The sequence below is a fragment of the Pseudacidobacterium ailaaui genome (assembly GCF_000688455.1).
In the GTDB taxonomy this organism is placed as follows: domain Bacteria; phylum Acidobacteriota; class Terriglobia; order Terriglobales; family Acidobacteriaceae; genus Pseudacidobacterium; species Pseudacidobacterium ailaaui.
On the sequence record NZ_JIAL01000001.1, the window covers coordinates 3,524,370 to 3,544,960 of the forward strand.

General features: G+C 54.8%; 19 protein-coding genes. 13 read left to right on the plus strand and 6 right to left on the minus strand.

The features are described from left to right. Position 1 precedes the first annotated feature (1 nt). The 6 genes from N655_RS0115735 to N655_RS19440 all read right to left on the minus strand — a co-directional run bounded on the left by N655_RS0115735 (position 2) and on the right by N655_RS19440 (position 7,378). Entirely contained in the window at positions 2-2,554 is a 2,553-nt protein-coding gene (locus N655_RS0115735; protein ID WP_026443754.1) for an AMP-binding protein, read from the minus strand. 9 nt (positions 2,555-2,563) lie between these two features. After that, positions 2,564-4,030 carry an RNB domain-containing ribonuclease gene (locus N655_RS0115740; protein ID WP_026443755.1) on the minus strand — a complete coding sequence of 489 codons (1,467 nt, stop codon included), beginning with the start codon at positions 4,028-4,030 and terminating at the stop codon, positions 2,564-2,566. A gap of 43 nt (positions 4,031-4,073) precedes the next feature. Further along, positions 4,074-4,742, minus strand: coding sequence for a PspA/IM30 family protein (locus N655_RS0115745; RefSeq protein ID WP_026443756.1), 669 nt, complete (start codon positions 4,740-4,742; stop codon positions 4,074-4,076). Between the two features lie 51 nt (positions 4,743-4,793). Then, positions 4,794-6,224 carry a flotillin family protein gene (locus N655_RS0115750; RefSeq protein WP_026443757.1) on the minus strand — a complete coding sequence of 477 codons (1,431 nt, stop codon included), beginning with the start codon at positions 6,222-6,224 and terminating at the stop codon, positions 4,794-4,796. Between the two features lie 66 nt (positions 6,225-6,290). Continuing rightward, the gene (locus tag N655_RS0115755) at positions 6,291-6,866 is read right to left on the minus strand and encodes an NfeD family membrane protein (RefSeq protein WP_026443758.1); all 576 of its coding nucleotides are present in this window, start codon (positions 6,864-6,866) and stop codon (positions 6,291-6,293) included. Beyond that, positions 6,863-7,378, minus strand: a complete 516-nt coding sequence (locus N655_RS19440) for a helix-turn-helix domain-containing protein (protein WP_044934896.1) — start codon at positions 7,376-7,378, stop codon at positions 6,863-6,865. The genes N655_RS0115755 and N655_RS19440 overlap by 4 nt, the downstream gene beginning before the upstream one ends. Positions 7,379-7,507: 129 nt before the next feature. Between N655_RS19440 and treZ the strand changes: the two genes are divergently transcribed. From treZ to N655_RS0115825, 13 genes are all read left to right on the plus strand, one after another. Next, entirely contained in the window at positions 7,508-9,247 is a 1,740-nt protein-coding gene (gene treZ / locus N655_RS0115765) for a malto-oligosyltrehalose trehalohydrolase (protein WP_026443759.1), read from the plus strand. Between the two features lie 10 nt (positions 9,248-9,257). Continuing rightward, positions 9,258-10,091: a sulfite exporter TauE/SafE family protein gene (locus N655_RS0115770; protein ID WP_026443760.1), complete on the plus strand. Its 834-nt coding sequence runs from the start codon at positions 9,258-9,260 to the stop codon at positions 10,089-10,091. Continuing rightward, a complete protein-coding gene (locus N655_RS0115775; protein ID WP_026443761.1) occupies positions 10,088-10,453 on the plus strand; it encodes a DUF1634 domain-containing protein in 366 nt (121 codons plus the stop codon). Before N655_RS0115770 ends, N655_RS0115775 begins: the two co-directional genes overlap by 4 nt. Before the next feature lie 131 nt (positions 10,454-10,584). Further along, positions 10,585-11,286 (plus strand): site-2 protease family protein, encoded by a 702-nt coding sequence (locus N655_RS0115780; protein ID WP_026443762.1) that lies wholly within the window; start codon positions 10,585-10,587, stop codon positions 11,284-11,286. Positions 11,287-11,330: 44 nt separating this feature from the next. Next, entirely contained in the window at positions 11,331-12,380 is a 1,050-nt protein-coding gene (gene trpS, locus N655_RS0115785; RefSeq protein ID WP_026443763.1) for a tryptophan--tRNA ligase, read from the plus strand. Then, positions 12,380-13,276: a segregation and condensation protein A gene (locus tag N655_RS19445; RefSeq protein ID WP_081823755.1), complete on the plus strand. Its 897-nt coding sequence runs from the start codon at positions 12,380-12,382 to the stop codon at positions 13,274-13,276. Before trpS ends, N655_RS19445 begins: the two co-directional genes overlap by 1 nt. Before the next feature lie 334 nt (positions 13,277-13,610). Beyond that, a complete protein-coding gene (locus N655_RS0115795) occupies positions 13,611-15,239 on the plus strand; it encodes an inorganic phosphate transporter (RefSeq protein WP_026443764.1) in 1,629 nt (542 codons plus the stop codon). Between the two features lie 125 nt (positions 15,240-15,364). Then, positions 15,365-16,351, plus strand: coding sequence for an SMC-Scp complex subunit ScpB (gene scpB, locus N655_RS19450; protein ID WP_044934898.1), 987 nt, complete (start codon positions 15,365-15,367; stop codon positions 16,349-16,351). Then, the gene (locus N655_RS0115805; RefSeq protein ID WP_026443765.1) at positions 16,348-17,190 is read left to right on the plus strand and encodes a pseudouridine synthase; all 843 of its coding nucleotides are present in this window, start codon (positions 16,348-16,350) and stop codon (positions 17,188-17,190) included. Before scpB ends, N655_RS0115805 begins: the two co-directional genes overlap by 4 nt. A gap of 162 nt (positions 17,191-17,352) precedes the next feature. After that, positions 17,353-18,531: an ADP-forming succinate--CoA ligase subunit beta gene (gene sucC, locus N655_RS0115810; RefSeq protein ID WP_026443766.1), complete on the plus strand. Its 1,179-nt coding sequence runs from the start codon at positions 17,353-17,355 to the stop codon at positions 18,529-18,531. Between the two features lie 2 nt (positions 18,532-18,533). Further along, positions 18,534-19,409: a succinate--CoA ligase subunit alpha gene (gene sucD / locus N655_RS0115815; protein WP_026443767.1), complete on the plus strand. Its 876-nt coding sequence runs from the start codon at positions 18,534-18,536 to the stop codon at positions 19,407-19,409. A gap of 1 nt (position 19,410) precedes the next feature. Further along, the gene (locus N655_RS20640; protein ID WP_155987627.1) at positions 19,411-19,554 is read left to right on the plus strand and encodes a hypothetical protein; all 144 of its coding nucleotides are present in this window, start codon (positions 19,411-19,413) and stop codon (positions 19,552-19,554) included. Continuing rightward, the gene (locus N655_RS0115825) at positions 19,551-20,564 is read left to right on the plus strand and encodes a LacI family DNA-binding transcriptional regulator (RefSeq protein ID WP_026443768.1); all 1,014 of its coding nucleotides are present in this window, start codon (positions 19,551-19,553) and stop codon (positions 20,562-20,564) included. The genes N655_RS20640 and N655_RS0115825 overlap by 4 nt, the downstream gene beginning before the upstream one ends. Positions 20,565-20,591: the final 27 nt, after the last annotated feature.

The window sequence follows — 20,591 nt, forward strand, 5'->3', positions numbered from 1 at the left end:
CTCATTGCAGCATAGAACGGAGAGTGCTTTCGAGTGCGGCAGTAATCGTCTCGGGTGAATCTGTTGACCGGAAGTGCATCGGCTTGCCTACATGCAGCTCCAGCTTTCCGGAGCGAAACCACCCTTTACCGCCCTGCTTTAGATCGCCAAGACCACGCAGGGCAACAGGCAAAACTGCCGCATTCGACTCCTTCACCAGCATGCCGATTCCGGGACGGAACTTCTGCAAGTTCCCTGACGTGCGCGTGCCCTCAGGAAAGATGAGTACGTTGTAGCCACGATCCAAAGCATGGCCCATGTGTGCGAAACTGTCACGGAAACCTGCACTGCGCGGTAAAGGAAAAACGTTGAATAGCGCAGTAATGAGCCAATACGCAATCGGCGCAAGCACGTTCTGTATCCGCGTGTCCTGGCCCCGAGCATGGCGAAAATCTTCGAGAATGTCCGCAGCCATGGCGATGGCTACTCGCCTGCGCAGTCTACCGGGAAGAGCGTAGAGCACAAGCGCGGCATCATAAGCCGTCACGTGATTCGCTATGATCAACAGCGGCCGCTGGGCTGCAATTACCCTGGAGACACAAACAGTAGCTGGCTTCGCAAGAAAGCGTGTCATCGGCCGCGCAACACACTCAAGAAAGATGACACGCAGCGCATGAACCGGCCAAGACCACGGCCATTGCGGATAGATGGATGTTGCTGGTCGTGATTGCGGCTTGACTGCTGCAGGACTTTCTGGGACAGCGGGGTGCAGAGCGTCGCTGTTTCTGCTTAGAAGCCTGCGCAGTTCTCCCAGCGTTTCTATGCTGATGATTGTCGTATCGTCCAATGTGACACCGAGCTTCTGCTCCAGCTCGCTTTGCAACTGCACCCGGCCCAGGCTGTCCAAATGCAGGTCTTCATCGAGCCGTGCCTCATCTGTGGTCTTACCTGCGGGACTGCGGGTAATGGCTGCAATGAGAGCCAGAAGCGGATCACTGTCATTTTCTCCGGCCATGGTTTTTTCCATAGTCAAAGAGCTGGCCCATTGGGCCACTTTGCCGCGCTGGATTTTCCCCGTAGATGTGCGCGGAAAATCCAGTCCAGGCCAGATACGCCAGTAACGAATCCGCTGATAATCAGCCAATTGCAGATTTGCAGAACGGATGGCCTGGGCCGCCTCTGCTTCCGTCCCATGGAAAAGCAGCACTGCCATCGCTTCTGTACCAGCGGGTGTGTTCGTTGGCACGACAACCGCAGCACGGACATTTGACTGTTTCTCAAGTACCACTTCCACATCTTCGGGATGGATGTTCAGTCCTGAAGATGTAACAATCATCAGGCCCTTTCTGCCCAGAAATTGAAAACGGCCCTCTTCATCACTGCACGCCAGATCACCTGTCGCCAGCCATTCATCAGAAGACTTTGTCAGTTGGCCACGCTGCCAGATTGCAGTAGAAACCATTTCGCCACGTACCAGAATTTCGCCGTCTTCTGAGAGGCGGACATCGCGTCCGGGTAACGGCTTCCCAATGGTGCCTTTGCCAACCTTGAATGGATGATTCAGTGTAATCAGCGCAGTGGTTTCCGTCATGCCGTAGCCTTGCACCAGAGCAAACCCCAGGGTATTCCAGAAGGATTCGAGTTCTGATGAAAGCGCTGCGCCGCCGCAGACAAAGGCCCAACACTTCCAGCCGAGTAAATGATGGACCTTGCGAAAGCGCCACCATCGCTTCCACGCAGGTTTTCCCTGCGCACGATTGATTTGCTCCGGTAGCTCTGGAAAAAGCGAAAACAAATAGGTACGCAGAAGCTCAAGCACGCGCGGCACGGCAGCAATCACAGAAATGCGCTCTCGCCGGACGAGTTCTACCAGACGCGGGGCCTGCAGGCGCGCTTCAAAATGTACTTCCGCGCCCAGCAGAACAGGGAGCCACAAACCCATAAATTGTCCAAAGACGTGACTGAGCGGCAAGGTGTGTAGGAAGCGTAAGGGGTGAAAGGGCCGCTCATACTTTAGATACTTTTGTATTTCACGTTCGATAGGAGCTACGCTCGCCAGCACATTCCGGTGCGTATGGACCACACCTTTCGGTTCTGATGTGGTGCCGGAAGTAAAAAGGACCTGGAGCGGAGTATCCAGATTGAGCGCGGGGACGTTCGTCAGCGGCCTGGCAGGCAGTGCTGCTATCCAGTCATCAAAATTGATTTTTACTGTGCCTTCAGGCAGCTGTGTGAGCAAGGCGGCATCACCCACAACCAGCTTAGGACGCGTATCATCCAAAACGCGCCTTGCAAATTCAGCACTGCCTGCAGCATCGAGCGGAACGACGATGACTCCACATAACACACATCCGAAGAAAGTCGCGACCCATTCCGCAGAATTCTGGCCCCACAGAAGGACGCGATCTCCCGCACTGATTTCTCGCTGCAAAAGCATGGCCGCAAAGCGCCGGGCCAGTGCAGCTACTTCACCATACGTAGACACAATGCGGCGATTACCACGATGTGTAACGATGGCGATTTCCCTGCTGTGCCGCTCAAAATCCTCTACCAGCGTTGCCAGATGGGGCCGCATGTCTGCATTCTAGCTGCGAGTAAAATCCACATATCCGCGTTCAGGGTCAGTATGGGTCAAGGTAACTTGGATCCTGTCGCCTACGTCCACGCCTTTTGCGCCGCGCACCAGCATTCCCTCCACATGTGGCGATTTCGTTCGCACAAAAGTCCCATGCTCGTTTACACCAGTCACAATCGCTGTAAATTGTTGTCCGATACGGTCATGCATCACCACGGCTGCAATCCGTTTGCGCATTTCGCGCTCTACTTTTCGGGCCGCGTCTTCCTGACGAGTGCACTGCTGCGCTATGGCAGCGAGCTCCTCATCTGAATATGGCGACTTCTGCTTCGCCAGCATTGCTTTGACCAGCCGTTGTGTGACCAGATCGGCATAGCGTCGATTGGGAGCTGTAGAGTGGGTATAGTCCTGCACTGCCAGACCGAAGTGCCCCTCGGCCGCCTCTCCCGCACGTTCCAGAACATATTCTCCCGAACCGAGCAGCTTGACCACGGCCAAAGAGAGGTCCGGGAAATGGTCCGGATCCGCGTTTTGCCGTTCACAAAGAAAATCATGCAGCGGCTTAGGATCAGGAGTTTCTGGCAGCTTTGTTCCATACCGGGCGGCCAGTTCAACAATACGGTCCCAGCGTTTCGGTGTTTTCACAACACGCCGAATGGAAGAAAACTTTGCCTTGTCCAGGCTGGTGGCGACAACTTCATTGGCAGCAATCATGAAATCTTCAATCAGATCAGTGGCCGGATTCCTCAAATGCATCTGAATTTCAACGGGCTCGCCATCGCGCATGAGCGGGTTCGTCTCAATTGTCTGGAGGTTCAAAGCTCCTCGCCTATATCGCTGACTTCGCAAAAGCTGCGCAACATGATTTTGGATCTGTAACTGTTTTGCAATCTCGTGTGAATCGCCAACTTTCTCTGGAGGGTTTTTTCCGGTTTCGAGCCATGCACCCACAGATGGATATGCCAGTTGTGCCTTGTTTTTGACCGTGGCCCGATAGAGGGCACTAGAGATCACGCATCCCTGTGCGTCCACAACAAACTCATAAACAACGCTGAGCCGATCTTCGTTTTCGAGCAGCGATGTAAGCCCCGTAGACAACTCCTCAGGGAGCATAGAGAAATTGTGAACACCAGCGTAAACCGTTGTGGTTTGGTTCCTGGCAAATCTGTCAATCGCAGAACCTTTCGGCACATAAGCGTCTACATCTGCAATGCCCACACGCACGCGAACAGCGCCGTCATTCATTGCTGCGATGACTTCTATCTGGTCCAGGTCGCGTGAAGTGTCGTTGTCAATAGAAGACCACGGCAGATCACGCATGTCGCGCACACCGTCAAAGCCATCTACAGCAAGTGGATGCTCCAGGATTGCGGCCACTTCATCTTTTACGGCCTGAGGAAAACCAGCGTTGAATCCGTGGTCTGTCATGGAAAGCCGTGCAGACGCCTGAAGGTCAAAGCCATGAGAGTGATTCATAGTCTCGAAATAAAGGTACAGTGCTCCTCGGTGATACGCAAAATCAGGCCGTCTTGCTTTGCCGCTCTTTCAATTCGCGCAGTAATTGTTCGATGCGGTCTTCCCTCTCTAATGCTGCAAAATTGCTTTCCAATGAATCCTCTTTGAGTAAATCCTGCATCGCAGCGTTTTCTGAATCTGTTTCCATCACACGAAGCTTCATGCGATCCATGCTGGCGCTGTTGCCGGCTGCATCCATCTTCTGCCGCACCTGATTTGCCCGGTTGACTACGCGAGCGCGGCGATGTTGCGCAATCAGCATCTCACAACGGCTGCGCGTTTCGGCAAGCTTTTGCTCTAATTTACGCAGAGCAGAACGCAGAGAGTCGGCCTCCGCCGCCTGATCTTCAATCTGTTGTGCAAAGCCTGACGCCATATGTTCATGTGTCAAGGCCCGTTCGAGTGCGGCGCGGGCCAGGTCGTCCTTCTCCTTAGCGACCGCCAGCTCAGCTTTTTTGTGCCACTCGGCCGCTTCATCTTCGTGCTCTTTTTTCTTCTTTTCCAAAAGATGCTGGTCAGCGATGGCGATCGCCACCTGCGTTTTTACCTGGAGAAGCTGGTTCTCCATATCAAGGACAAGTTGCTTCATCATCTTTTCCGGGTCTTCTGCCTTGTCCATTAGGTCGTTAATGTTCGCACGCAACAGGGCGGCAACGCGCTCCAGTAGTGCCATGTCTTCCTCCTTCTTCAAAAGCAGCCAGACGAGGCAGAAGGCCCAATCCAGTTACAGTGGTTTGCCTGACAGAGTAGACTCGCCATTTGGGCGTGCCCGCATCGTCTTCACATTGTTCATCAGTTCGCGCATATCCATTCCGGAAAGCGCCTCAAAGAGGGCCGGAACCTGGGCGGCAATTTTTGCGATGTCGCCAGTGAGCTTGTTGACCCCCGCCGCACCATCACTGCCGGTTGAGACTACAGTGATCTTGTCTACCTTGGACAACGGCTCCGACATGGCCCGCACAACCTCAGCCATATTGCTAATCAGGCGGTCTACTACCGCGGCCTGGTTCCATTCCTGATAGGCCTCTGCCTTTACGTTCATGGCCTTTGCCTCAGCTTCGCCTTTCTGGAAAATGATCGCAGCCTCAGCTTCGCCTTGCGCACGAATGGCTGCAGCGTGTCCTTCAGCTTCAATCATCAACCGAGCTTTTTCTGCCGCTGCCAGATTTTCCACACGCTGGCGTTCAATCTCTGCCTGTTTTAGCACGGTAGCGATCAGCTCTTTCTCATGACGCACAATCTCGGCTTCCTGCACCTTGATCTGCTGTTCTTTCTCTATCTGCTGGACCTTCACCTGCTCGGCAACTACCTGTTGCTGCATGACATTGGTTTGCAATTCATAAGCCTTGTCGGCCTGCGCCTGTTGTTTGCGGCTCTGTTCAGCAAACTGCGCTTTTTGAATGTCGAGGTCGCGCTGCGCCTCAGCCTGCCGGGCAAGCGATGCGGTTTCGGCAATCACCCGCTCCTGGTCGGCTGCGGCCTTTGCTACAGCGGCTTCACGCTGCGCATTCGCTCGGCGGATTGCGGTGTCACGCTCGGCTTCGGCCGCGGCCACATCCGCATCACGCTTAATGCGCACAATATCAGGACGTCCCATATTGGTGATGTATTCATTCTTGTCGCGGACTTCTTTGATCGTGAACGATACAACCTCAAGTCCCATCTTGCTCATATCATCGGCACACGTAGACCGCATACGATCAGAGACCATCTCTGGCTCTTTCACAATCTGCTCCACGGTAAGCTGACCGATAATGCCGCGTAGATGGCCCTCCATCACCAAGCGAATGAGTCCTTCACGCTGCGGAGGCGTCTTGGTGAGGAATTGTTCAGCAGCAGTCAGAATGGATTCCTGATCAGAACGTACTTTGATCTGCGCTACTGCTTCCACCGTTACGGCCACGCCCTGTTTTGTATAAAGGTCCTGCTGCGGCGCGACATCGAAAGACATGAGCTCCAACGAAAGCTCGCGGCAGCTTTCCACCATAGGAAAGATGACCGTGCCATGGCCCTTAATGACCCGTGGTCCACGAAAGCCGTAGACGATGAGGGCCTCATTGGGGCCCGCTTTGCGAAACATCTTTGCCAAGAGACCAACCAAAATCATGAAGGCAAGAAGACATAAGCCAACAACTACGATTATTGTGTTCGTCATCGTAATCCCGGTCCTTTCTCACCGGGAAGACTGTTTTGAAGGACATCGTTACGCGCCTGCCCGGGACTACTTCACCTCACTGGCAATTTCATCCCAGCGACGCACCCAGGCGACGCCTTGCTCATAGCGCATCACCACAACCTCTGTATCGCGCGGTATCGGCAGTCCATTTTCACTGCGTGCTGCTGCGAACTTGCGGCTGCCGTTCTGCGTAAACAAAATCTCCCCCGTCCCGTGGTCGCGGATCGCAGCACTCACGCGGGCCAACATGCCCGTAGTCGCAGTTTCCTCTGCCGTCAGTGCACGGTCGTGGGGTAACAGCACATGCACCAGAAACCAGAAAATGGCCGTTGCTCCCATGACACCAGCCAGCGTGGAAAGCACCAGCACGACGGGTACGACGAAACCGCCATAGTGCTCCAGCAGATATCCGGTCCCTCCAAACCAGCACAGAAAGATCATGAGCGTGAAGCCATTCACAGGGGTGATGGAGTGCCCATTTACTCCCTGCGCACGTCCCGCGCCAGCGTGATGCAGATGCAGGTGGCCCAGGTGGAAGTGCGAGAAGCCCCCCACAAATGCAATCGCGCTCAGGCACAACCCGAATGCAAAGCAAAACAGATAAAATCCCTCCCACGTCATTTTTGAATCTCCTTTGCAGACCGCCGCTTTGCCGTCTGCCCATTCTGTGCGGGACGCAGCACTTCCAGCAGCCGCTCGACCAAGCCAGGCGTTTCTATGATCTCTTCCAGCAGCAGCAGACAGCGTCGCGTCTCCTTATGGCGCGCCAGCGTCAACAATGCCTGACGCAGTGCGGGATCGCGTCGAAATCGCTCGGCGCCGCTCACCAGCCACAAATCCAGCTTGTCTTCCAACGTGCGCGCGTCGCTCAACAGCTCAGGATGATAACCCTCCGGATCATCCACCAGATATCCGGGATGCACCTTGAAGAACTTCGCCAGCAGTTGCCGCGTGGTGTTCGTCAGGTGAGGCCGCGCGCCGCTTTCAATCTGCGAAAGATACGACTGGCTCATCGTCGCTTTCAGTTCCGAGCGGATGGCCTTGACGACTTCCTGCTGCGTCAGGGCACGGTTCAGGCCGCGCAGGTTTCCTTCGACTTCGCGCAGATAACGGATTTTTTCACCGAGCGTCATATCGCAATATGCAATATATATATTGCATATTGCGATAAATGTCAACGAGAATTTGGAAACAGGCTGTGGAAAAGTCTGCAAGTAAAACTGTCGCAGTACTTTGCATCAGATATGGTGTAAGGAAAAGAAATGCATCGATTCAGAGTTTGGGCGCCAAAAGCCAGCACTGTTGACCTGAAGATTGCAGACCGGCTCCATTCCATGCAGAAAAGCACCGGCGGCTGGTGGGAGCTGGAAGTTTCCCAGGCAGCAGCGGGGACCGATTATGCGTTTGTCCTGAATGGATCCGGGCCTGCGTTGCCGGATCCGCGTTCTGCCTGGCAACCACAAGGAGTGCATGGTCCATCGCGGATACTGGACCACGCAGCATTTCACTGGACGGACGGCCACTGGCAATCGCCGCCGCTTTCGAGTGCCATCGTGTATGAGCTGCACATTGGGACCTTCACCCCGGAAGGCACATTCGATGCAGCACGAACCAAACTCTCCTACCTTCGAGAACTGGGCATTACCCATGTAGAGTTGATGCCTGTCGCTTCCTTTCCCGGCAAGCGCGGCTGGGGTTATGACGGCGTAGATCTGTTTGCTCCGCAGCAAGTCTATGGCGGTCCAGAAGCGCTGAAGCGCTTTGTCAATGCATGCCATGAACATGGCCTGGCCGTTTTACTTGATGTGGTCTACAACCATCTTGGCCCTTCAGGCAATTATCTCGGGCTTTTCGGCCCCTATTTTACGACCCTGCATCACACGCCTTGGGGCGATGCTGTCAATCTTGAAGATGCGGGAAGTCACGAGGTACGGCGTTTTTTTTGCGAGAACGCCCTGATGTGGTTGCGCGATTACCATTTCGATGGTCTCCGCTTGGACGCTGTCCACGCTTATATGGACCGCTCGGCGATTCACTTTATGGAGCAGCTGGCCGGAGAAGTCCGGGCGCTGGAAGCGCGAACAGGCAAACAATACGTCGTCATTGCCGAAAGCGACCTGAATGATCCGCGCTTGGTGCGTGCGCCGGAAGCCGGAGGTTACGGTCTGGATGCCCAGTGGAGCGACGATTTTCACCATGCCATTTTCGCTTTGCTCACCGGAGACCGCAGCGGCTACTATGCCGATTTTGGGAAGATGGCAGACCTGGCAAAATCGCTCAAATCCGTGTTTGTCTACGATGGCATTTATTCGGGATTTCGGGATAGAACACACGGACGCCCGGTAGAGGGCTTGCCGGCGTGGCGTTTTCTAGGGTATGCGCAAAACCACGACCAGGTGGGCAATCGCGCGCAAGGAGACCGGCTCTGCCACATTGCCAGCATGGACCGGGCGAAAATCGCCGCTGCGCTTGTCTTCACAGCGCCCTTTGTCCCCATGATTTTTCAGGGTGAGGAATGGGCCTGCTCTTCTCCCTTTCAATATTTCACAGACCATGAACCGGAGCTGGGCCGGCTGGTTTCCGAAGGCCGTCGACGCGAATTTGCCGCCTTTGGCTGGAAGCCGGAGGACGTTCCCGATCCTCAGGACGAGCAGACTTTCCTTCGCTCAAAGCTTTGCTGGGAGGAACAGGCCAACCCGCCGCATTCACAAATGCTGGATTGGTACAAAAACCTGGTCGCCATACGCAAAGCGCATCCTGACCTTACGGAAGGCACTCTGGACCACGTAAAAGTGGAGTTCAGCGAAGAAGGAAAATGGCTGGTCATGGAAAGAGGGAGTATTGAAGTAGTGGTGAATCTGGGACAGCGTTCACTGGTGCGGAAGACACAGGCGACGCAGATGCTCTTGTCCTGTGGAACGACCGCAAAGCTCGATGACGGGGTGCTTTCCCTGTCTCCAGACGCAGCCGCTATCCTAAAGAGGGAGCAACAGATATTCTGAACCGTCCTTTATGAACACAACGGAATTTTCCGCATGGATTTTTCTTAGCTCCGTCCTGGCTGGCCTTTTGGGTGCCCTCACCGGACTCGGCGGCGGCGTAGTTGTCGTCCCCGTCCTTACACTGCTCTTCCACGTGGATATTCGCTATGCGATTGGCGCATCTCTGGTATCTGTGATTGCCACATCTTCTGGAGCGGCCGCTGCTTATGTGCGCGAGGGGTTTTCCAACGTCCGCATCGGGATGTTCCTGGAAATTGCTACGACGCTCGGCGCGCTTCTCGGTGCGTATCTGACAGCGATTGTCTCCACGCATGCAATTGGGGTTGTCTTTGGCCTTGTACTTTTGTATTCGGCGTATGCCTCGTTCCGGCCCCATGGGGATGGGGCAAAGCAAGAACCCAATGCTCTGGCACTCAAGTTGAGGTTGAAAGGGAGTTACCCAGGCCCAGAAGGTGAAGAGTTATATGTGGCGCAGCATGTTCCGGCAGGATTTAGTCTGATGTTTCTGGCGGGAACGCTTTCCGGCTTGCTTGGCATCGGCTCCGGCGCGGTCAAAGTACTGGCCATGGACCAGGCCATGCGATTGCCTTTCAAGGTCTCAACCACAACGAGCAACTTCATGATCGGAGTGACGGCTGCCGCCAGCGCCGGTGTCTACCTTAGCCGTGGGTATATTTCCCCTGGCTTGGCAATGCCGGTCATGCTGGGCGTATTACTCGGATCTCTTACCGGCTCACGCCTTCTGGTAAAAGCAAAAGTACGGACCCTGCGTCTTATTTTTGCAGTCGTCATTGTGTTACTTGGAATCGAGATGATTTACAACAGCATGACGGGGCGCCTGTGAACGACGAAAAAATGGAACTCATGATTGGTCATCTGTTGCGCATCGGCGTCATTCTGGCTGCGCTGGTTGTTGCAATCGGAGGGGTGCTCTATCTGCATCAGTCCCATGGCCCACGCCCGAATTACGCCAGCTTTCATAGCGTGTCACCTGCTCTGCGGAGCCCCTCGGGCATCCTGAGGCAGCTGCCATCAGGCAACAGCAATGCCATCATCCAGCTTGGCCTGCTCCTGCTGATTGCCACCCCAATTGCGCGTGTCATTTTTGCAGCGGCTGGCTTTTCCCTTGAGCGGGACTGGTTTTACACAGCTGTCAGTCTCCTGGTGCTGGCAGTACTCATGTACAGCCTGTTTTATGGGCATTAAGGCCCCCATGCGGGGAGGAAGAGCAGGGGCAGCAGGTCAGACTGGTGCCGTCGGTAGTCTCAAACGATTCGCTGGCATCTGTAAGGGGGCTCGCCCTGCGTACATCACCCTGATACCATCGAAGTGATTCCATGAGCCAGCAAGAGATTGTTCTAAAGATTTTTGAATTTGTGGTGCTGCTGTTTGCTCTAAGCCTCCACGAGGCGGCGCATGCCTGGATGGCAGCCCGATTGGGCGACCCGACGGCACGGATGCTGGGGCGTGTCACCTTAAACCCTGCGAAACATATCGACCTTCTGGGAACCATCCTGATTCCTCTGGCCATGCTCTTCCTTTCGCGTGGATTTCTCTTTGGATGGGCCAAACCCACTCCGGTGACCACACGAAACTTCAAGAACATCGTGCGGGACGATATTCTGAGCACGCTGGCCGGACCGGTCAGCAATGTTCTGGCAGCCGTCGTGTCCCTACTTCTACTCGCGGTGATCGCCCGGACGACCGTCATTGGAAACCTAATGATTAAGCAATTGGTCATGTTCGGCGCTCCATCCCAGGACTTGATGGCCGCCAGCCCCATCATTGCACCTTTGGTGGTGCTGCTTTATCTCGGCATTTTACTGAACCTCTTTCTGGCAGCATTTAACCTGCTTCCACTGCCGCCTCTCGATGGTTCCCATATCCTGCGCCACATGCTGCCTTACAGCGCACTGCGAGTTTATGATTCGCTTGGCATGATTAGTCTGGTCTTGATCCTGTTTTTTGGTGGACCGGTCGTCAATGCCATCGTCAGTCCGGCCCTCTATGCTTTTAACCGGGTCCTGCTGGCGCTATAACTCCCGTACAATAAGACAAGCAATTTCCTTACGCGAAGGACACAGTGTCGAACTCCTCATCTGCTCTAAAAAGGCGCGTGCTGAGCGGCATGCGCCCCACTGGAAAACTGCATCTGGGCAATTACATGGGAGCGCTCAGAAACTGGGTGGATCTCCAGAACAAATACGATTGCTACTTTTTTATTGCTGACTGGCACGCTCTCACGACTGACTATGCTGACCCCTCCCAGGTAAGGCAAAACACTCTGGACGTGGCCCTGGATTTTCTCGCCGCTGGGCTGGATCCAGAAAAATGCGTCTTGTTTGTGCAAAGCCACGTCAAGCAACACGCAGAGTTACATCTTCTCTTTTCGATGATTACACCTCTGGGCTGGCTTGAGCGGGTCCCCACCTACAAAGAGCAGCAGGAAAATATCAGCGGAAAAGACCTTTCCACCTATGGATTTCTCGGCTACCCGCTTCTGCAGGCAGCAGATATTCTGATTTATCAGCCCGACTATGTTCCTGTCGGTCAGGACCAAGTGGCTCACGTTGAACTGACGCGCGAAGTGGCCAGAAGATTTAACCAGTTTTATCAGTCAAAACACACAGGTACAGAGATCCTTCCAGAACCACAGGTCTTGCTGACTCCGTCTCCCAAACTACCGGGGACCGACGGCCGCAAGATGTCGAAGAGCTATGGAAATACGATTCTGCTTACCGACCCCGAACCGGTAGTTCGCCAGAAAATCAAGCCCATGGTCACAGACCCGGCGCGCGTTCGGCGAACAGACCCTGGAAATCCTGATGTATGCCCGGTTGGGGACTTACACAAAGTGTTTTCTGATCCGGAAACCATCACAAAAGTGTATGCTGGCTGCACCTCGGCTGGTATCGGTTGCATTGAATGCAAGGGATGGGTGGCCGATTCCATTGTGCGCGAGCTTGCTCCCATTCAGGAGCGGCGCAGCAAATACGAGCAGGACCTGGTGCGAGTGCAGGAGGTCCTCAACGCAGGGGCAAAGAAAGCCTCTTCCCGAGCCGAACAGACGATGCAGGAAGTGCGTATGGCGATGGGATTGGCGGAGAACCTGGTGGATAAGGCAGTACGGTAATGGATGAAGTTAAACAAAATTCGTTGCCAGAGGATGCTCCTGCGAGCCTTCCATCTTTTCGTCAGAAAAGCCCTGCCATCAAAGAGACGGCTTCGAAGAAAGACCAGAAGGAAGACAGCGCTTTTCCTTTTTCTGTCACTGTGGGTAAGGTTTACGATGGCCCGCTTGACCTGTTGCTGGACCTCATCCGCAAACAGGACATTGATATTTACGACATTCCCATTGCGAAGATCACAGCACAATTTCTTTCCTATGTCGAACACCTGAAAGCGACCGATGTCGATGCGGCAGGCGAGTTCATCTACATGGCGGCGCTTCTTATCCACATTAAGAGCAAGATGCTGCTGCCGCGCTCGCCCGTTGAAACAGCCGAAGGCGAGCCGGAAGACCCGCGGCGTGAGCTGGTCGAGCGGCTGCTCGAACACGAGCGATTTAAAAACGCTGCGCAAATGCTCTTTCAAAAGCAGCTCATCGAAGAGTCCACCTGGACCAACCCGACGCTAAAAGACTTCCGCGACGACGAAGGCACGGAACCTGAAATCGCCGCCGATACGCTCGACCTGGCGCGGGTTTTCCGTGAAATTCTTGAGCGGATGCGCCAGCGGCCTGTTCTCGACGTGGAAGAAGACACGGTCACCGTCGGGCAGATGATTGATTATGTTCGGAGACGACTCATTACTGAGGACAAACCGGTTTCTTTACGCAGGCTGTTGGCCAATGCAAAGTCCGAACGCACGCTGATTGCGCTCTTCCTAGCCCTGCTGGAATTGGTGCGTTTGCAGGCCATCCTATTGCGCCAGGACCGCATCTTCAGCGACATATTCATCAAAAAACACGCTGACTTCGAGCAAGTCATGACCGAACGCATGAACCAGATGCGCGACGACTGGACATAAAGTCCATTTGTTGTGATGTGGGTTTCACAGAAGATGGCATGAATAGAACAACGAGTTTCTGAGGCGGTAGGCTTCTCGGCAGGGGCTGAGGAGCAGGCACAGTGCGGGCTGAATTGGTTTTGTGAGGACTTTGAACCTCGTACAGGAGATGAGTCAGACCTGTAGCCGTAAGCGTCACCGCAAGGCCATTGCGGACCTTGTATGGTAAAAAGCTGTTTGCACATCATCCTTGATTCATCAAAAATTCACAAAGTTTTCTGTTGAATTTTTACACTTCGCGTCGATCGGCCCTGTTAGTGTGCTTTCACACACGCCCTCTTGGAGCCGATGACCTATGGATGAAGCCACTTCTGCTGTTCTTTCCCCCGGACTGCCCACAACGCAAGGCACTCTTCTCGATCGCAAGCTGAAGAAGTCGCCAGGCCTGATTGGCTCGCTGATTTTTGGTGGAGTTCTGGTTGCTGGAATCGGCTACACCGGATTCCATCTAGCCAATGACATCTCCGGCGTCCATATCGTAACCATCTGGCCCTATGTCCTGTTGGGCGTGGCGCTGCTCATCGCCTTGGGCTTTGAATTCGTAAACGGATTTCATGACACAGCCAATGCCGTCGCCACTGTCATCTATACACATTCGCTGGAGCCACATGTGGCTGTTGTCTGGTCTGGGATGTGGAATCTGATTGGCGTGCTGACTTCTTCTGGTGGCGTGGCCTTCTCGATTCTTTCGCTCCTGCCCGTCGAGCTCATTCTTCAGGTAGGACGCGGTGCAGGCTTCGCCATGGTCTTCGCCCTGCTGATTGCCGCGATTCTCTGGAACCTGGGAACATGGGCGCTGGGTCTTCCGGCCTCCAGTTCGCATACTCTCATTGGCTCCATTATTGGCGTAGGTATTGCAAATCAGTTAATGAACGGCCGCAACGGCACGAGTGGAGTGGATTGGGCGCAGGTCTCGAATGTCTTTCGCGTATTGCTGATTTCGCCGCTGGTTGGATTTGTCGGTGCGGCGCTGTTGCTGTTGGTGCTCAAGTTTGTCATTAAGGACAAGGCCCTGTATGAATCACCGAAAGGTGATGCACCGCCGCCGTTCTGGATCCGGGCACTGCTCATCCTGACCTGCACGGGCGTGAGCTTCGGCCACGGGTCCAATGACGGGCAGAAGGGCATGGGGCTGATTATGCTCATCCTCATCGGCGTGGTGCCCACGGCCTACGCGCTGAACCATGCGGTAGGCTTCAATCAGGTACAGGATTTCGCTGCTGTCTCAGACCAGGCAGCCAGTGTACTGGGCCATTATGTTTCGCCGGATGCCGTTATGGGTGATGCCCGCACCGACCTGACCGAATACATCCGGACCAAAGAATACACCGCTAATACGCCTCTGGCTGCCCGGCAGCTTGCGATTGATATCTCGCACGAAGTCGAGCTTTACAAAACACTGGCCAGGGTCCCTGCGAACCAGCAGCAAAACGTGCGGAACGACATGTATGTGGAAAGTGAGGCACTGCGTCTGATGGCAAAGAGCGGCCAACCAAACTTTACCGCGCAGGAATCCGCCATCATCAACAACTACAAAAAACACCTGGATACTTCGACGAAGTTTATTCCGAGCTGGGTAAAAGTGGCCGTAGCGCTTGCTCTGGGACTTGGCACTATGGTCGGCTGGAAGCGCATTGTCGTGACCGTCGGCGAAAAAATCGGCAAAGAGCACCTGACCTATGCCCAGGGAGCTTCGGCTGAGATCATCGCGGCGGCCACCATCATCGCTGCCGACCAGTTCAAGATGCCTGTTTCCACCACTCATGTGCTTTCCTCTGGAGTAGCAGGAACCATGATGGCCAATGGCAGCGGCCTGCAGCTTTCCACCATTCGAAACATCGCTCTGGCATGGGTCTTTACTCTGCCGGCGGCAGCCCTGCTGGCCGGATGCCTCTTCTGGGCGCTACGGCAGTTCATCCAATAAAAAGCCGTAGAAGAGGAATACGGCCTTTTGTACTGACACATTTTTTCAGGATCCGCACAGGTTTCGCTCTTCCATCTGACGAAACAGGCCCTGCTTCGGTACTATCTAAGAAAGCTGACCCTAGCATGAGTCTGAAAGCAAAGATCGAAGCAGTCATCTATGCGGCTGAAGAGCCGGTGACCCTGGCCCAGCTCGCAGGCCTGTTCGCAGAGGAGGCGCTTGAAGAGAAGCGCCAGCGGGAAGCCTTGTCGGCAACCGGTGAAACCGAGGCGGATGCATCCGTGGTCCCGGTAGAAGAAGCTGCTCCACTGACCGTGGAGGAGGCGTCCATTGCCGCAGAGCAGCAGAGCGAACTGCCTGCCTCCTTCATTGAGGACGAAAAAAAGGCCGCCCGCCAGCGTGACCGCGAGGTCCGTGAGGAAATCCGGCGTATGATCGCTGAGCTTATCTCGGATTACGCGAACAACGACCGCGGCATGGAAATTCGCGAGATCGCCGGCGGCTACCGCGTCGCCACCAAACCGGAATATCACGATGCGGTGCGTGCATTTGTAAAAAGCCTGAAGCCGCCAATGAAGCTGTCGCTTCAGGCCTTGGAAACACTTGCTGTGATTGCCTATAAGCAGCCCATCACGGCGCCTGAGGTAAGCGAAATCCGCGGCGTGGACTCGGCAGGTGTCATCGGCTCACTCATGAGTCGCAAGCTGGTGACCACGGCGGGACGCAAGCAGGTCATCGGACGCCCGATTCTTTACAAAACAACCAAAGAGTTTCTGCTCCGCTTTGGTCTGAAAGACTTGAACGAGCTGCCTTCCATGGAAGAGTTTGAAAAGATGGCTGCCGGTGAGTTGGCCGAACCAGGAGAGCTTCCTTTTGAACGAAAGACCGCTGGAATGCCCAACTCGGAGGGCATTCTGGAAAGCGGCGAAGAAACCAGCACTGGGCCTGCCATTGAGGTGACGGACGAATCTGAAGATGAAGAAGAGGATGTCCCCGGGGTGGCGGTTGAGCCTGAGCGCGATGAGGAAGACGCGCTGGAAGCTGCTTCCGATGCATCTCAGATCGGGGAAATGGCTCCGTCACAAGGCCCGGAGGAAGTGCACCAGCCATGAGCACACCTCTTCGTCTGCAAAAGATCATCGCGGACGCTGGAATTACCTCGCGTCGCAAGGCCGAGGAGCTGATTCTTGCTGGTCGCGTGCAGGTCAACGGCCAGATCGTCACTGAACTAGGCACAAAAGCTGATCCGGAACGCGACCACATTCGCATAGACGGAAAACTGCTGCAAGGCGCGCAAAAGCACCGCTATTACTTATTGAACAAGCCGAAGGGCTTCGTTACGACCGTCAGTGATCCGGAAGGCCGCCCTACGGTGATGGAGTTCGTTAAGGGCGTGGGAACGCGCGTGTATCCGGTAGGCCGCCTGGACTACAACAGCGAGGGACTTCTGCTGCTTACCAATGACGGAGAACTGGCCAATGTCCTGACGCGCGCCGCTTCGAAGGTCAGAAAAACATATCTGGTGAAAGTGAGCGGAAAGCCAGCTGAATCGGCCCTGAACCAGTTGCGATCAGGAATCATGATCGAACGCGGCAAACCGGGATCAAAGCAGGGGCGGGTCATGACGGCCCCGGCAGAAATCAGGCTTGTCCGCGATGGGGAGAACCCCTGGTACGAAATGACACTCATTGAGGGCCGTAATCGCGAGATCCGCAAGATGTTCGAGGAGATTGGGCATCACGTGGAGAAGATCCGCCGCGTAGAATATGGGCCGTTGGTGTTGGACATTGCTCCCGGGAAGATACGGGAATTGTCACAAAAGGAAGTGGAAGAGCTGCGGAGGGCAGTACATCCGAAAGTTGATAGAAAACCAGGATTTACAAAAGCAGCTTCAAAATCCGGACCTGCCGTAAAGCCTCGCAAGAAAACGCAGCCGCCTGAGAAACGATAAGAACGATTCAGCTGGCGTTGGACCAATGGTTTCCCTCTGACAACCTGACAACCGGCCGGTAACCCCTGTACTATAAAAGGTTAGCCGTCATTTCATCTGAAACAGCGCAATCGTACTTGCGCAACAGGTGAAAGTGCGGCCTGCAAGCTATCAAGACAAGCTATGAAAATCCATGAATATCAGGCAAAGGACATCCTGGCCAGGTACGGAGTTGCCGTCCCCCGGGGTGAGATGGCCAACACGCTCGATGAAGCGCTGGACGTGGCCAAAAAACTCTTTTCCGGCGGGGCCAACGGCGTCGTAGTCAAGGCGCAGATCCACGCCGGAGGCCGCGGAAAGGGCGGTGGCGTGAAAGTTGCGAAAAACCTGGAAGAGGCCGAACAGTATGCCAAGCAGATTCTGGGAATGCAACTGGTTACGCACCAAACCGGCCCCCAGGGACAAAAGGTGCAGCGTCTTCTGATTGAAGAAACAGCGGCAATTGACCGCGAGCTCTACCTGGGCATCGTGCTCGACCGCGCTGCCGCGAAATTGGTCTTTATGGCCTCGCAGGCAGGGGGTATGGAAATCGAGGAAGTGGCCGCGAAAGACCCGACTGCCATCCATAAGGCATATATTGACCCGGCTGTTGGCTTCCAGCCCTATCAGGCGCGCCAGCTTGCCTTTGCTCTGGGGTTGAAGCCGGCGCAGATCAACGAAGCCGTGAAGTTCATGATGGGCCTGTATCAGGCTTATGTGGACACCGATGCTTCGCTGCTTGAAATCAATCCCTTTATCACGACAAAAGACGGTAAGCTCTTCGCTTTGGACTGCAAGATCAACTTCGATGACAACGCCATGTTCCGCCACAAAGAATTGAAGGAATTGCGCGATATTGCCGAAGAAGATCCTCTCGAAGTCGAAGCATCCAAGTATGCGCTCAATTACATCCGCCTCGACGGCAATATTGCCTGCATGGTGAACGGAGCGGGCCTGGCTATGGCGACGATGGATATCATCAAGTATGCCGGTGGCTCCCCCGCCAACTTCCTCGATGTGGGCGGCGGTGCGAACCAGCAGCAGATTGAGGCCGCCTTTGGCATCCTGCTTTCTGACAAGAACGTAAAGGCCATCTTCATCAATATTTTCGGCGGCATCCTGCGCGTGGACGTTCTGGCCACTGCCGTTGTCGCAGCGGCAAAGAAGTTGAACGTGACGCTGCCCATCGTCCTGCGGCTTGAAGGAACAAACGTAGATGAAGGCCGCAAGATACTCCAAGAATCCGGGCTGAAGTTTTCCGTGGGCACAACGATGAAGGAAGCGGCAGAGATGGTGGTGGCCGCTGCGAAAGGAGGCAACTAACGATGGCTGTTTTAGTAGACAAGAACACTCGCCTCATTGTGCAGGGCATCACGGGCAAAGAGGGAACGTTTCATGCAAAAGGTTGTGCCGAGTATGGGACCAACGTTGTCGGCGGTGTAACGCCCGGCAAGGGCGGCACCATCCACGAAGGTTGGCCGGTCTTTGACACGGTGGAGAAGGCAGTTGCAGAAACCGGCGCGAATGCGACTGTGATTTTCGTGCCACCGCCGTTCGCTGCTGACGCAATCCTTGAAGCAAATGACGCCGGCATTCCGCTCATCATCTGCATCACAGAAGGCATCCCGGTCAACGACATGGTAAAAGTCTGGAGCGTGCTCCGGAACTCGAAGTCACGGCTGGTTGGGCCGAATTGCCCGGGCGTCATCTCGCCTGGCAAGGCCAAGATTGGCATCATGCCGGGGCGCATTCACAAAGAAGGCAGTGTCGGCATCGTCTCCCGCTCTGGAACGCTGACTTATGAGGCTGTTTATCAGCTCACGCAGCGCGGCATCGGCCAGTCCACTGCCATTGGTATTGGCGGTGATCCGATCATCGGCACCACGCACGTGGACGCCTTGAAGCTGCTCAATGAAGACCCCGAGACGGAAGCCATCATCCTGATCGGCGAAATCGGCGGAACAGCGGAAGAAACAGCTGCTGAATACGTCAAGCAGCATGTGAAAAAGCCCGTTGTAGGCTTCATCGCCGGACAGACCGCCCCTCCAGGACGCCGCATGGGCCATGCCGGAGCCATTATCTCCGGCGGACAAGGAACGGCGTCGGAGAAAATGAAGGCGCTGAAGGCAGCAGGCATTCACGTCGTTGAAAGCCCAGCGGCAATTGGTGAAACTGTCGCCCGCGTGATAAGCAAGGCCTAGCATGACGGCAGAAAAAAGGCGGCGCATCCAAGCGCCGTCTTTTTTTGCTATTGCTCCTGAGGCTGAAAAGGCAGTAGAAAGGAAGCACAATATTTCCATACAAATGACTGCCATTATTCCGCGCCCGGTACCAGGAGCTGCATGAATATTAAAGAAGTTGCCAGGCTGGCTAAAGTCTCAACAGCCACAGTTTCCCGCACGATCAACGGTTCCAACAAAGTCACGCCGGAAACGGCGGCCCGCGTGCGCAAAGCCATAGAAGCGCTGCGCTATTATCCCAACACGAATGCGCGCGCCCTCGGCTCCGGCCGCAGCAGCCTGTACGGACTTATCATTTCTGATATAACCAACCCTTTTTTCCCGGAACTGGTAAAGAGCTTTGAAGACATTGCCGTGCAGCATGGGCAGGAAGTTCTGGTCGCTAATACGGATTACGATCCGCACCGCACCGAAATCTGTGTCGGGCGGATGCTTCAGCGCAAGGTGGACGGGGTCGCCATCATGACCTCGGAAATGGACAAACATCTCATCGAAGAATTTAGTCACAGAAACATTCCGCTGGCCTTTCTTGATACAGCATCCGCCCAAAAAGGCATCAGCAATATCCGAGTGAATTATGCGGCTGGAATTGATGCAGCCGTCGAGTACCTGATAGGGTTGGGCCACACAGCGATTGCGTTTATCGCAGGACCTCCGTCTCTTTCTTCGGCACGTATCCGGAAGCGCGCCTTTTTGAATATCCTCAGACGCAAAGGCATTTCGATGGATGCCCGCTATATTGAACAGGGAAACCATCGTACGGATGGGGGCCATGAAGCCATGCGTCGGCTTCTGAATCTGGGAGCACGCCCGACTGCAGTCATCGCATCCAATGACCTTACAGCCATTGGCGCCATGGGGGCCATCTTTGAGCATGGTCTGCGCATTCCGCAGGACATATCCTTGATTGGCTTTGATGACATTGAATTATGTTCCTTCACGCAGCCAGCGCTGACCACCGTCCGCCTTTCGCGTCAGGAAATTGCCAGGCTTGCATTTCGTGCTTTGTTCAATACCTATCAGACAGAAAACTGGGAGGGAGCTGAGTATGTTGTGCAGCCTGTTCTCGTGGTCCGTAAATCTGCCGGTCCGGTGCCCGCAAATCTGGGAAGGTAATTCGCACTCCAGCACTTTGACAAAGAA

Bases quoted from the DNA above. Each gene is read 5' to 3' on its own strand.
- N655_RS0115735 (WP_026443754.1), bottom strand. From the start codon at position 2,554: ATGCGGCCCCATCTGGCAACGCTGGTAGAGGATTTTGAGCGGCACAGC.
- N655_RS0115740 (WP_026443755.1), bottom strand. From the start codon at position 4,030: ATGAATCACTCTCATGGCTTTGACCTTCAGGCGTCTGCACGGCTTTCC.
- N655_RS0115745 (WP_026443756.1), bottom strand. From the start codon at position 4,742: ATGGCACTACTGGAGCGCGTTGCCGCCCTGTTGCGTGCGAACATTAAC.
- N655_RS0115750 (WP_026443757.1), bottom strand. From the start codon at position 6,224: ATGACGAACACAATAATCGTAGTTGTTGGCTTATGTCTTCTTGCCTTC.
- N655_RS0115755 (WP_026443758.1), bottom strand. From the start codon at position 6,866: ATGACGTGGGAGGGATTTTATCTGTTTTGCTTTGCATTCGGGTTGTGC.
- N655_RS19440 (WP_044934896.1), bottom strand. From the start codon at position 7,378: ATGACGCTCGGTGAAAAAATCCGTTATCTGCGCGAAGTCGAAGGAAAC.
- treZ (WP_026443759.1), top strand. From the start codon at position 7,508: ATGCATCGATTCAGAGTTTGGGCGCCAAAAGCCAGCACTGTTGACCTG.
- N655_RS0115770 (WP_026443760.1), top strand. From the start codon at position 9,258: ATGAACACAACGGAATTTTCCGCATGGATTTTTCTTAGCTCCGTCCTG.
- N655_RS0115780 (WP_026443762.1), top strand. From the start codon at position 10,585: ATGAGCCAGCAAGAGATTGTTCTAAAGATTTTTGAATTTGTGGTGCTG.
- N655_RS19445 (WP_081823755.1), top strand. From the start codon at position 12,380: ATGGATGAAGTTAAACAAAATTCGTTGCCAGAGGATGCTCCTGCGAGC.
- N655_RS0115795 (WP_026443764.1), top strand. From the start codon at position 13,611: ATGGATGAAGCCACTTCTGCTGTTCTTTCCCCCGGACTGCCCACAACG.
- scpB (WP_044934898.1), top strand. From the start codon at position 15,365: ATGAGTCTGAAAGCAAAGATCGAAGCAGTCATCTATGCGGCTGAAGAG.
- N655_RS0115805 (WP_026443765.1), top strand. From the start codon at position 16,348: ATGAGCACACCTCTTCGTCTGCAAAAGATCATCGCGGACGCTGGAATT.
- sucC (WP_026443766.1), top strand. From the start codon at position 17,353: ATGAAAATCCATGAATATCAGGCAAAGGACATCCTGGCCAGGTACGGA.
- sucD (WP_026443767.1), top strand. From the start codon at position 18,534: ATGGCTGTTTTAGTAGACAAGAACACTCGCCTCATTGTGCAGGGCATC.
- N655_RS20640 (WP_155987627.1), top strand. From the start codon at position 19,411: ATGACGGCAGAAAAAAGGCGGCGCATCCAAGCGCCGTCTTTTTTTGCT.
- N655_RS0115825 (WP_026443768.1), top strand. From the start codon at position 19,551: ATGAATATTAAAGAAGTTGCCAGGCTGGCTAAAGTCTCAACAGCCACA.